Below are 11,062 nucleotides of genomic sequence, written 5' to 3' on the forward strand. Positions count from 1 at the left end.
GATGCAGCCCTTCACCCGTCTCGACGCGATCGCCGCCCCGTTGCCGGTCGCCAATGTCGACACCGACAAGATCCTCGCCGGCCGCTTCCTCAAGACGACGACGCGCGAGGGGCTGGGCGACAAGCTGTTCTGGGCGCTGCGCCGGGACCCCGGCTTCGTGCTCAACCGCGCGCCGTGGGACCGCGCGGGCATGCTGATCGCGCGCGACAATTTCGGCTGTGGATCGAGCCGCGAACATGCGCCCTGGGCGCTGCTCGACTTCGGGATAAGCTGCGTCGTCGCGCCGAGCTTCGCCGATATCTTCTACAACAACTGCTTCAAGAACGGCCTGCTGCCGATCGTCCTGCCGGAGGCGGAGGTCGAGCGGCTGCTGCGGCTGGCGGCCGATCCGGCGACCGCGCGGATGACGGTCGACCTGCCGGCCCAGACCATCGCGGCCGGGGACGCGGTGATCCGCTTCGCCATCGATCCCCGGCGCAAGCAGGACCTTATCGAGGGGATCGACGAGATCGCGGCGACGCTGGCCCATGGCGACGCGATCGCGCGGTTCGAGGCGCGCACCGCGGCGGCGATGCCGTGGGTCGCGGACGTGGCGGAGGAAGTGCTGGCGGCGGACTGAACCGCGCGCCGCCCGATCAGCTCAGGCAGCGGCGCGCATAGTCGGCGAAGCCGTTGGGCTTGCGGCCGAGCAGCCAGGACAGGACATTGGCGTTCCCGCGCAGCCCGAACCGGTCATAATAGGTGAACAGCCGCTCGATCGCGCTCGCGGTCCAGTCGACCCCGCCGGGCTCCGAGGCGAGCATCGGCGCCAGCATCGCGACGATCTGGTCGAGCGGCAGGCGGAACGCCTCGATCGGCTTGCCGCTGAGGTCGGCCAGGATGCTCGCCAGCTCGACGCCCTTATGGTCCTCGCTCGCCAGGTCGTAGGCGGCATGGTCGTGGCCGGGCTCGATCGCGACCTTGGCGACGATCTCGCCGACATCGGCCATGTCGACGAAGCCGAGCGGCCGGTCGATCGAATAGGTCAGTGCCATCCGGCCCGAGGCGACCGCCGCCGCGACGTCGATATTCTGGTAATAATGCATCGGCCGGACGATCGTGTAGTTGAGCCCCGATCCGATCAGATAATCCTCGACCGCCAGCTTGGCGCGGTGGTTCATCAGATAGTCGATCTGCGGGTTGATCACCGAGACATAGACGAACCGATCGACCCCGGCGCGGCGGGCGGCGTCGATCGCGAACTGCCCCATCGCGACCTCCTTGTCCTGGAGCGCGGGCGCCATGTGGATCACCGTGCCGCACCCCTGCATCGCGGCGGCGAGCGCGTCGATGTCGAGCAGCCCGCCGATGCGGGTGTCGGCGACCCCGGCGGCCTTCATCGCGGCGGCGTCGAGCGTCCGGCCATAGGCGCGCATCGGCCGCCCCTGCCGCGCCAGCACGTCGCGCACCTCGCGCTGCGTCCTGCTGCCCGCGCAGTTGAGGAAGATCGTCGGCTGGGCGGTCATCTGTTTCTCCCGGATCGTTTGGGGAAACCTAGCCGACGCCGCGCCCGGCCGGAAAGCAGCAGCCATGATGGGATTCATCGGTGGTAATGATGGGAACGCATCATCGAGTCCTATGCGGATCATCGCGACATCTGATTTGATGCCGGCCGGCTCGTCCCCAAGCTGGGGTCGATGCCCCAACAGGAGAGACGATGATGAGCTGCCGCCGCTGCCGGATGGCGAGACGATCCTTCCTCAAGGCCGCGGCGGGCGGGGCGGCGGCCGCGCTCGCGGCGGGCCTGCCTGGGTCGGCGTTGCTCGCCGCCGGCGGCACCGCCGGGGCGATCGACTTCCACACCCACATGATTGATCCCGACCTGCCCAACCTGATCACCGGGCAGATGGTGAGCACCGATCTCGCCGCCTGGATGCAGGGCTTCGCCTCGCCCGACGTCCATGTCGCGCACATGGACAAATATGGCGTGCAGGCGCACGTCGTCGGTCATTCCAACGCGACCCAGGGGATCAGCTGGGGTGACGCCCGGCACGACCTGGGCGTCCACCAGCGGGTCAACGACCGGATCGCGCGAGAATGGGTGAAGGCCCATCCCGGCCGCTTCCACGGCGCCTTCGGCCTGCCGACCCAGGACCTCAAGCTCGCCATTCCCGAGCTCGAGCGCGCGGTGACGCAGCTCGGCATGAAGGTGCTGCAGCTCTCCTCGCAATCGCCCGACGGCGCCTATTTCGGCGATCCGCGCTTCGACCCGCTGTGGGAGGCGGTTCAGCATTTCGGCGTCACCGTGTTCATCCACCCGCACGGCCAGGGCAAGGAGCCGCCGCTCGACGGCTTCGCGCTGGCCAATTCGGTCGGGCAGGGGGTCGAGGAGGTCAAGGTGATGACCTCGATCATCTACAATGGCGTGTTCGACAAATTCCCGCGCGCCAAGATCGTCATCGCGCATGGCGGCGGCTTCCTGCCGCATTATTACGGCCGGCTCGACCGCAACGCGCATGAGCGCCCCGATACCAGCCGCAACATCAGCAAGCTGCCGAGCGCCTATCTCAAGGACTTCTACTACGACAGCTGCGTCTACGGGCCCGAGATCCTCGCCGCACTGATCCGGGTCGTCGGGGTCGACCGGATCGTGCTCGGCAGCGACTTCCCGGTGGGCGAGGCCGACGGCCTGTCGGCGCTGCGCGCGACGCCCAACCTCTCGGCCGAAGACGTGACCCGGATCGCGCGGACCACGCCCGCCGCTCTGCTCGGCCTCTGAACGAAAAGGGGCGGCCGCCGATTCCGGCGACCGCCCCTGCTTTTGCCGGCCGGGGTTCAGCTGACGCGGGCGAGCGCCGCCTGGCCGAGGCCCTGGAACATCATCTCATATTTGAGCGCGGCATGGTTGGTGATCGCGTGCAGGTCGCGCCAGTGGCGGCTCAGCGGCTTGCGGCTGTCGAGCCCGCGCCCGCCGCTCAGGTAGAAGAGCCGTTCCGACGCGGCGGTGATCGTCTTGGCGACGAAGCCCATCCCCGCCCGGAAGCGCGCAATCCCGTCGGGGGTGCGCATCTCGCCCGCCGCGATCGCGTCGTCGAGCTTGCTCATCGCCGCATAGGCCGCCGCCAGCTCGGCCTCGGACTCGCCGAGCCCCGCCTGGAGGAAGGGATCGTCGGCGATCTTGCCGGGGATCAGCAGGCCCTGCCGCCCGGCGTTGAAGCGCAGCACCTCCTCGTGCAGCGCCATCGCGATCCCGATCATCGGCGCGACCAGCCCATATTGGAACTGGCCGACCGGCGGGGTGATGAAGCGGATGCCGCGATTGCCGCTGCGCGCGCTCATGTCGTCGCCGCCGAAGGGATCGGCGCGAACCCAATAATCCGCGTCGATCAGCGCGTCGCGGACCACGACATTGTTCGATCCGGTGCCGCTCAGCCCGACCGCGTGCCAGGTGTCGCGCACCTCGAACTGGCCGGGCTTGAGCAGGAACCAGCAATTGATCGGCGGTTCGCCCGGCGCGATCTCGGCGAAGCCGGCCAGCATCACCCAGTCGCAATTGTCGATCCCCGAGGAGAAGGACCATTCGCCGGTGAGCCGCAGCTTGCTCCCCTCCGCCGTCGCCCGGCCGGACGGGGCGAACATCGACGCGATGCACGGATCGGCGGCCTGGCTGTAGACCTCGTCCTGGGTCGCCTGCGGGAAGAAGCCCAGCGCCCATTGGTGGTGGAGCAGGAAGCCCAGCACCCAGGCGAGCGAGCCCGATTGCCGCGCGATCGGGGCGAGCACGTCGGCATAGGCCATCCAGCCATGCTCATAGCCGCCGTGCCGGGCCGGGCGCACCAGCGGCATCAGCCCCGACGCGATCAGCGCGTCGGCCGCGCCCTTGGGCACCCGCCGGGAGCGCTCGGCCTCGTCGACGAACGGCGCCAGCCGGGGGGCCAGCTCCTCCGCCATGGCGACGCAGTCGGCGTGGGACGGGACGCCCCTCGCCCCGCCCCCCTTCACACGGGTCTCGCCGCTGGTCCCGCTCTTGATCTGCGCCTCTGGAGACATGCTTTCCTGATCCTCGTTTCTGTCCGCCGGCCCGTTCGATCGGACCGGATTCACGGTGCGGGACGATTATGTTGGGTTGAGAAAGCAGCCGGAAATCTTCATTCGCGATGCGCCGCATAAGCGCGGACAATGCGTCCTTCGGAGTCTGTGGAAATGCGCGGAAGGGCGCATTTCGAGACGGCGCCGGCCCGCTCCCCCACCCGGCCGCCCATAAGATACTGCCGTTGGGTGGGGGAGTGGGCCGGTGCCGCGACGCGCCGACAGGCGCCTAGATATCGGGATGAGGCTGGACCCCGCCTTTCGTCGGCACGCCGTCCGCCGCGAAGGTCACGTCCCACTCGGCGCCGTCGCGCAGGAAGGCGGGCAGGTCGTGCATCCAGTGGGCGATGCCGAACATCGGGCTGAAGTCGCGCGGGATCCAGTTGTCGTCGAGGGCGTCCGAATCCGCGCCATATTCGGCCTCGCCGCCCGCCGGGCAGGGGAAGTAGCAGAACAGCGCCGATGCGATGCGGTGGCGGCCGATCCCCCATTCGGACTTCGGCCAGCCGCGCCGTTCGAGGTGGTTCTTGCCCGCCATCATCTCGTCGAGGTCGGTAACGACATAGTTGACGTGGTGGAAGCGCAGCGTCCCGTCCATCCCCGGCAGGCCGGCATTGGCGTTGAGGATCGCCAGATTGTGATGGTCGTTGACCCCGTCGGCGCGGACATAGACCGCGAAGCTGCGCTGCCGGTCGCTCAGCCGGAAATCGAGCCGCTCGCGCAGGAAATTGGACAGGCCCTCGATGTCGGGCGAGATCACGCCGATATGGCTGATCCCCTTCGGCCGGGCGCGGGCGATCCAGCGGCGGTGGACGTTCATCCGCTGCAGGTTGCCGGGCGAGTTGACCGGCTCGGTCGGCGCGAAGATCTGCCGCTTCTCGGGCCAGTGGCGCAGCCCCATGGCGATGCCGCCGTCGGCGACGAAGTGGCAGATGCCGTCGGCGTCGCGGCGCACCTCGCGGTCGGTGGCGAGGCGGGCGACGAGCCGTTCGAGATTCTCGGCGGTGTCGACGCCCCAGACGATCTCATGGACGCCGATGCCGACGATCTGCGATCCCGGCACCGGATCGGTCGCGATCGACCGGATGTCGACCCGCGCATTGTCGGGCAGGCGGAAGCAGGCGCCGCCATCGTCGCGGTCGAGCAGCGGCAGCCCGAAATCCTCGAAGAAGCGGATCGACCGGTCGACGTCGTCGACCCGGTAGAGGATGCGTTCAATTCCGATGATGGCCATGCTGGGCTCCTTCGATGGCGGGGATGCGGGCGGCAGCGGGGGCGTCGGGCGCGGCCCCCTCCGCGCGGATCATTTGCGCCAGGATGCGGCGGGCGCGGACGGCGGCGGCATCGCCGGCCAGGATCATCGGGCGCAGCGACCAGAAGTCGGCGCCGTCCATATTCTCGGCGACGCGCGCGATCATCGGCTCGTCTTCCTCGGCGAAGGCGCGTGCGATGCCGGCATGGATCCGCTCGCCGATCGCGGCGTCGGCCTGCCCGCGGTTGCGCCCGACCATCCAGAAATAATGGGTCGAACCCTCGGTCTCGGGGGTCAGCAGATGCGCGCTCGGCAAAGCGGGGCTGTCGTCGGGGTCGGCGCCGTCGGGGGTCATCCCGACGTCGAGATAGAGGGTCGACGGCGCCGTCCAGCGCATGTGCGAGCGCATCTCGGCCTGGTCGTCGGGATGGTCCCACACCAGCCGGAACAGCGGCGTGATCGGTTCGCGGTCGATCCAGAGCTGCGACCAGACGGTGTTGTCCTCCTGGCGGACGCCGGTGCGCGTGCGGTCGGCCGCGTCGGGGGAGGCGAGGAAGGGATGGATGAAGGCGGCGTGGCTGAGGTCGAGCAGATTGTCGGTCACCAGCTCATAGGGCGCGGTGACCTTCAGATGGCCGCGCGAGACGGCGAGCGCGGGATCGTCGAAGCGGGCGAAGTCGGGGATCGCGTCCGGGTCGGCGCGTCCGGGATCGCCGGTCCAGACCCATAGCGCGCCGTGCCGCTCGACCAGCGGATAGGATCGCACCCCGCCGCCGGCGGGGACGCTGCCGTCGCCGTGCGGGTTGTGGACGCAGCGCCCGTCGCGGTCGAAGCGCAGGCCGTGATAGGGGCATTGCAGGCTGTCGCCGACCAGCTTGCCGTCGCCCAGCGAGGCGAAGCGGTGGGGGCAGCGGTCGCCGATCGCGGCGGCGGTGCCGTCGGCCAGGCGGAACAGGGCGATCCACTCGCCCAGGACCCGGATGCGCCGCGGCGCGGGCCCCAGGTCGCCGGACCACCCGGCGACATACCAGGCGTTGCGCAGGAAACTCATCTCTCCCTCCCGGCCCGGTCATGGTCGCGGGCTCGGCGCGGGATGGTAGGGGGCTTGGCGATCGGCCGGAAATCAGCGTTGGCGATCCATTGCATCGCTGCCGCATATGGGTCCCTATCGACCGCGATGATGGATGCCATCGGCACTTTCGATTGGGGCGCGGCGCGCGGCCTTCCTATGGCCTGTCCGAAACGATGCGAGGAGCGGATGGCGATGGACGAGGGCGAGCGCGGGATAGCGGGGGTGATCGCGGCCGAGCAGCGGCGCGGCGAGGCGCTGGTGGCGCGCGACTTCGCGACGCTGCGCACGCTCGTCGCGCCCGACATCACCCACACCCATACGCGCGGCGTCACCGACGATTTCGACGGCTATTTCCGCTTCGTCGAGCAGGAGCTCGCCTTCCTGGAAGCGTCGCGCGGCCCGCTCGACGTCCGCATCTCGGGCGACATCGCGGTGATGACCGGGACGATGGACAATCTGGTCCTGCCGCGCGGCCGGGAAGAGCCGATCCGCACTCGCGCCCAAGCGCTCCAGGTCTGGGCGTGGCGCGACGGGGGCTGGCGGATGATCGCCTTCCAGTCCACCAACCTGCCTGCCTGAGGAGACCGGCGATGACCGATGCGATGCTGCACCGCTGCTCGCCGCAGGCCGCCCCCGTCACGCTGGGCACTCCGGTCGCGCGGCTGCCCTTCCGGACGATCGACCTGCATTGCCACCTCGCCGCGCCCGAGGTCGAGGCGCTGGTCGCGGGCCATCCGCTGCTCGCCGAGCGCGCGGGCGCGGAGGCGGCGGCGATCGGCGCCGCCTCGCTCGCGGTCAACCGCGAACGGATCGGCGCGCTGATGCCGCGCCTGACCGGCGCCGACGAGCGGCTGCGCGACATGGACGCGATGGGGGTCGACGTGCAGGCGATCAGCCCGGCGCCGACCCAATATCATTATTGGGCCGAGCCCGACCTCGCCGACCGCATCGTCGGGCGGATGAACGATGCGATCGCCACGGTCTGCGCGGCGCATCCCGATCGCTTCGTCGGGCTCGGCACCGTCGCGCTCCAGCACCCCGAGCGCGCCGCGGCGCAGCTCGAGACGGCGATGCGCGACCATGGCTTCAAGGGCGTCGAGATATCGTCGCTGGTCGACGGCGTCGACATCGCCGACCGCCGCTTCGATCCCTTCTGGGCGAAGGCCGACGAGCTGGGCGCGGTGGTGCTGATCCACCCCTGGGGCACGACGCTGGGCGACCGGCTGGCGGACCATTATCTGATGAACATCGTCGGCCAGCCGTTCGAGACCGCGCTGTGCCTGTCGAAGCTGATCTTCGGCGGGACGCTCGACCGGCATCGCCGGCTCAGGATCGTCACCGTCCATGGCGGCGGCTATCTGCCGACCTATGTCGGCCGGTCGGACCATGGCCATGCGGTCCGGCCCGAGGCGGGCGGCTGCTCCTGCGCCCCGTCCGAGCAGCTCAAGCGGATCTGGTTCGACAGCCTCGTCTACGAGCCGCGCCACCTCGCCCGGCTGATCGACGAGGTCGGCGTCGGACAGGTCGTGCTCGGCACCGACTATCCGTTCGACATGGGCCATTACGACCCGGCGTCGGTCGTCGCCGGGCTCGACGAGGACAGCCAGCGCCGCATCCTCGGCGGCAATGCGGCGGCACTGCTCGGGCTCGACTGAGGAGATCGAATCCCGCCGATTTTCCATCCTCCGTCATTCCCGCGAAAGCGGGAATCCATGGACGGCGGCCCGCAAGAGACGGAATGTGCCGTGACCGTGGATTCCCGCCTTCGCGGGAATGACGACAGGAGGCGGGCGGCGAGGCTAAGCCCCCACCGTCACGCTTGCCGCCGCGATCTCGTGGCGGCACTGGTCGAAGCCGGTTCCGGGCACCAGCTCGCCCGCGCGGTCCGCGACGCCGTCGAGCCGGTCGAGCAGCGCGCCCGCGACGTCGTCCTCGGCGCCGAGGAACAGGCCCTGCGTCATCGTGATGTTGGCCTGCTCGAAGCTGCCCGCACCGGCCAGGATCACCCGCCGGGTCGGCGCCGCGTCGGACGCGAGCATGACGATCGCGGGGCTCACCCGGTCCGGGGTCAGGCGGGCGAGGGTCGCCTCGTCGAAGATGTCGGCGGTCATCGCGGTCGCGGCGGTCGGGGCGATGCAGTTGACGTGGATGCCGTTCTTCGCCCCTTCGATCGCCAGCGTCTGCATCAGCCCGACCAGCGCCATCTTGGCGGCGCCGTAATTGGCCTGCCCGAAATTGCCGTAGAGCCCGGACGACGAGGTGGTGAAGACGATCCGGCCATGGTTGCGCGCGCGCATATGGTCCCACACCGCCTTGGTGCAGTGGACCGCGCCCATCAGGTGGACGTCGACGACCAGCCGGAAATCGGCGAGGTCCATCTTGGCGAAGCTCTTGTCGCGCAGGATGCCGGCATTGTTGACGAGGATGTCGATCGCCCCCCATTCGCCGATCGCCCGCTCGACCATCGCCGCGACCTGCCCGGCGTCCGTGACGCTCGCGGCGACGCCGATCGCCTCGCCGCCCGCCGCGCGGATCTCGGCGGCGACGCGCTCGGCGTCGGCCTCGGCCAGGTCGTTGACGACGACGCGGGCGCCGTGCGCCGCCAGCGCCAGGGCGTGCGAGCGGCCGAGGCCGTTGCCGGCGCCGGTGACGACGGCCACCCGGCCGTGAAGCGAGATCGACATGCTGTGCTCCTGTTGCGGAAATATGTTCAGATGATGCTGGCGCCGCCGTCAACGGCGATCGTCTGGCCGGTGATGTGCCGCCCGGCGTCGGAGGCGAGCAGCAGCGCCGGCCCCATCAGGTCGCCGGGGCCGCCGAGCCGGCCGAGCGGGGTCTGGTCGATCAGTTCGGCGCCATGGTCGGCGAGGATCTTGCCGGTCATCTTCGACGGGAAATAGCCGGGCGCGATCGTGTTGACGCGGATGTTGCGGCGGCCCCATTCGGCGGCGAGCGCGGGTCATGTTGACGACCCCGCCCTTGGCCGCGTTGTAGGCGACCGTTCCGGGCCGGCGATGATGATGGCCGAGCAGCCCCTCGACCGAGGCAACATTGACGATCGCGCCGCCGCCCTGCGGCAGGAAGGCGGCCTTCGCCACCGCCTGGCTGAGCAGGAAGACGCTGCTCAGGCTGACGTCGATCACCCGGGCCCAGGCGTCGGCGGGATAGTCCTCGGCGGGCGCGCCCCAGGTGGCGCCGGCATTGTTGACGAGGATGTCGATCCGGCCGAACCGCTCGATCACCTGGCGGGCGAGCGCCGCCGGCGCCGCGCCGTCGGCCAGGTCGGCGGTGAAGGCGACGGCCTCGATGCCGTCCGTCGCGAGCTCGGCCACCGCTTCGTCGAGCTCGGCCTGCTTGCGCGCGGCCAGCGCCAGCCGGGCACCGTTCGCGCCCAGCGCGCGGGCGATCTGCAGCCCCAGCCCGCGCGACCCGCCGGTGACGATCGCGACCCGCCCCGACAGGTCGAACAGCCGGGTCGGATCGATCGGCTTGTCCATATGTCCTTCCTCCCCAAAGGCCGCACGGCGCGGCGGGCGGCCCTTATTCCCGCGCGCGGGCGGCGCTGGAAATCGCTAATGTTGATCGGTCCCATCAATCTTCGCGATGGCAATGCAGGCCCCTTGTCCTGTAGGCCTGATGCCATCGGGCCCGGGACGAGGCCGCCGGCGAGGGGAGGACAGGGCGATGGCGCTCAGCCTGACGCAATTCGATCTCAACCTGCTCGTGGTTCTCGACGCGTTGCTGACCGAGAAGAGCGTGACCCGCGCCGCCGAGCGGCTGTTCGTCACCCAGCCGGCGGTCAGCGGATCGCTCGCCCGGCTGCGCGACATCTTCGAGGACCCGCTGCTCGTCCGCGTCGGGCGGGAGATGGAGCTGACCGTGCGGGCGCGGGCGCTCGCTGGTCCGGTGCGCGAGGCGCTGCTGATGGTCAAGGCCGCGCTGGGCAGCGAGGAGAGCTTCGACCCGGCCGAGACGAAATGCGAATTCCGCATCGCCATGACCGACTATTGCTCGATGACGATCCTGCCCCGGATCGTGCGCGAGCTGTCCGCCCGCGCGCCGGGAATCGAGCTGGCGGTCGAGGGGCTGGTGAACAAGAGCTTCGACCGGCTCGAGACCGGCGAGATCGACTTCCTGCTCACCGTGGTCGAGCGCACCCTGCTGATGCATTCGCGCCATCCCGACATGCTGCGCGGCGCCGACGCCTTCGAGGATTGCTACACCTGCGTCGTCGCCGCCGACCATCCGTTCGACGGCGCGCTGACCCCGGAGGATTTCCGCGCCTATCCCAACGCCACCGTCTCGTTCGGCGAGAACACCTTCACCACCGACCGGGCGGCCTATGAGCATGGCGGGCTCGACCAGTCCCCCGCGCTGATCGCGCCGAGCTTCTCGTCGCTGCTGTTCCAGCTTCAGGGCACCACGCTGATCGGCACCGTGCCCAACCGGCTGGCCGAGATGTTCGCGCCGATGCTGGGGGTGCGGCTGCTCGAACCGCCGATCCGCCTGCCGACCCTCACCGAACGGCTCAACTGGCACGTCCGCAGCGACGCCGACCCCGGCCATAGCTGGATGCGCAACCTGATCCTCGACGTCGGCCGCTCGATGGGGCCGCGCAAGGGCGCGCCGGCCTGACGACCTCGTGACGGGCTACTCCCGCCTGCGATCCA

Annotated in this window: 10 protein-coding genes and 1 pseudogene; 5 read left to right on the forward strand and 6 right to left on the reverse strand. The window is 69.9% G+C overall.

Going from position 1 to position 11,062, the window contains the following annotated elements; genetic code table 11:
* Position 1 precedes the first annotated feature (1 nt).
* Entirely contained in the window at positions 2-619 is a 618-nt protein-coding gene (leuD, locus tag HRJ34_RS21785; protein WP_208632380.1) for a 3-isopropylmalate dehydratase small subunit, read from the forward strand.
* 16 nt (positions 620-635) lie between these two features.
* Here the strand turns inward: leuD and HRJ34_RS21790 are convergent, their stop codons facing one another.
* Positions 636-1,505 carry an SDR family oxidoreductase gene (locus HRJ34_RS21790; RefSeq protein WP_012048530.1) on the reverse strand — a complete coding sequence of 290 codons (870 nt, stop codon included), beginning with the start codon at positions 1,503-1,505 and terminating at the stop codon, positions 636-638.
* 194 nt (positions 1,506-1,699) lie between these two features.
* Between HRJ34_RS21790 and HRJ34_RS21795 the strand changes: the two genes are divergently transcribed.
* Positions 1,700-2,758 carry an amidohydrolase family protein gene (locus HRJ34_RS21795; RefSeq protein ID WP_226948893.1) on the forward strand — a complete coding sequence of 353 codons (1,059 nt, stop codon included), beginning with the start codon at positions 1,700-1,702 and terminating at the stop codon, positions 2,756-2,758.
* 56 nt (positions 2,759-2,814) lie between these two features.
* On the opposite strand, the gene HRJ34_RS29510 is transcribed toward HRJ34_RS21795, so the two are convergent.
* From HRJ34_RS29510 to HRJ34_RS21810, 3 genes are all read right to left on the reverse strand, one after another.
* Complete coding sequence (locus tag HRJ34_RS29510; protein ID WP_208632382.1) at positions 2,815-4,029, reverse strand: acyl-CoA dehydrogenase family protein; 1,215 nt, start codon at positions 4,027-4,029, stop codon at positions 2,815-2,817.
* A gap of 268 nt (positions 4,030-4,297) precedes the next feature.
* Positions 4,298-5,302 carry a VOC family protein gene (locus HRJ34_RS21805; protein ID WP_012048527.1) on the reverse strand — a complete coding sequence of 335 codons (1,005 nt, stop codon included), beginning with the start codon at positions 5,300-5,302 and terminating at the stop codon, positions 4,298-4,300.
* Positions 5,283-6,371 carry an aromatic ring-hydroxylating dioxygenase subunit alpha gene (locus HRJ34_RS21810; RefSeq protein WP_208632383.1) on the reverse strand — a complete coding sequence of 363 codons (1,089 nt, stop codon included), beginning with the start codon at positions 6,369-6,371 and terminating at the stop codon, positions 5,283-5,285. Before HRJ34_RS21810 ends, HRJ34_RS21805 begins: the two co-directional genes overlap by 20 nt.
* 126 nt (positions 6,372-6,497) lie before the next feature.
* Here HRJ34_RS21810 and HRJ34_RS21815 point away from each other — a divergent pair, with 126 nt between their 5' ends.
* Positions 6,498-6,971, forward strand: coding sequence for a nuclear transport factor 2 family protein (locus HRJ34_RS21815; protein WP_226948894.1), 474 nt, complete (start codon positions 6,498-6,500; stop codon positions 6,969-6,971).
* Between the two features lie 11 nt (positions 6,972-6,982).
* Positions 6,983-8,047: an amidohydrolase family protein gene (locus tag HRJ34_RS21820; RefSeq protein ID WP_208632384.1), complete on the forward strand. Its 1,065-nt coding sequence runs from the start codon at positions 6,983-6,985 to the stop codon at positions 8,045-8,047.
* Positions 8,048-8,191: 144 nt separating this feature from the next.
* Here HRJ34_RS21820 and HRJ34_RS21825 read toward each other — a convergent pair whose 3' ends face one another.
* The gene (locus HRJ34_RS21825) at positions 8,192-9,076 is read right to left on the reverse strand and encodes an SDR family NAD(P)-dependent oxidoreductase (protein WP_208632385.1); all 885 of its coding nucleotides are present in this window, start codon (positions 9,074-9,076) and stop codon (positions 8,192-8,194) included.
* A 26-nt stretch (positions 9,077-9,102) separates the two neighbouring features.
* A pseudogene (locus tag HRJ34_RS21830) lies at positions 9,103-9,889 on the reverse strand (SDR family oxidoreductase).
* 187 nt (positions 9,890-10,076) lie between these two features.
* On the opposite strand from HRJ34_RS21830, the gene HRJ34_RS21835 reads away from it, so the two are divergent.
* The gene (locus tag HRJ34_RS21835) at positions 10,077-11,027 is read left to right on the forward strand and encodes a LysR family transcriptional regulator (RefSeq protein WP_012048521.1); all 951 of its coding nucleotides are present in this window, start codon (positions 10,077-10,079) and stop codon (positions 11,025-11,027) included.
* The last annotated feature ends 35 nt before the right edge of the window (positions 11,028-11,062 follow it).

It is taken from the genome of Rhizorhabdus wittichii, assembly GCF_017607425.1.
Classification (GTDB): Bacteria; Pseudomonadota; Alphaproteobacteria; order Sphingomonadales; family Sphingomonadaceae; genus Rhizorhabdus; species Rhizorhabdus wittichii.

What these genes read in the sequence shown, in the direction of transcription:
- leuD (WP_208632380.1), top strand. Translation starts at nt 2, where the DNA reads ATGCAGCCCTTCACCCGTCTCGACGCGATCGCCGCCCCGTTGCCGGTC.
- HRJ34_RS29510 (WP_208632382.1), bottom strand. Translation starts at nt 4,029, where the DNA reads ATGTCTCCAGAGGCGCAGATCAAGAGCGGGACCAGCGGCGAGACCCGT.
- HRJ34_RS21795 (WP_226948893.1), top strand. Translation starts at nt 1,700, where the DNA reads ATGAGCTGCCGCCGCTGCCGGATGGCGAGACGATCCTTCCTCAAGGCC.
- HRJ34_RS21815 (WP_226948894.1), top strand. Translation starts at nt 6,498, where the DNA reads ATGATGGATGCCATCGGCACTTTCGATTGGGGCGCGGCGCGCGGCCTT.
- HRJ34_RS21790 (WP_012048530.1), bottom strand. Translation starts at nt 1,505, where the DNA reads ATGACCGCCCAGCCGACGATCTTCCTCAACTGCGCGGGCAGCAGGACG.
- HRJ34_RS21810 (WP_208632383.1), bottom strand. Translation starts at nt 6,371, where the DNA reads ATGAGTTTCCTGCGCAACGCCTGGTATGTCGCCGGGTGGTCCGGCGAC.
- HRJ34_RS21825 (WP_208632385.1), bottom strand. Translation starts at nt 9,076, where the DNA reads ATGTCGATCTCGCTTCACGGCCGGGTGGCCGTCGTCACCGGCGCCGGC.
- HRJ34_RS21805 (WP_012048527.1), bottom strand. Translation starts at nt 5,302, where the DNA reads ATGGCCATCATCGGAATTGAACGCATCCTCTACCGGGTCGACGACGTC.
- HRJ34_RS21820 (WP_208632384.1), top strand. Translation starts at nt 6,983, where the DNA reads ATGACCGATGCGATGCTGCACCGCTGCTCGCCGCAGGCCGCCCCCGTC.
- HRJ34_RS21835 (WP_012048521.1), top strand. Translation starts at nt 10,077, where the DNA reads ATGGCGCTCAGCCTGACGCAATTCGATCTCAACCTGCTCGTGGTTCTC.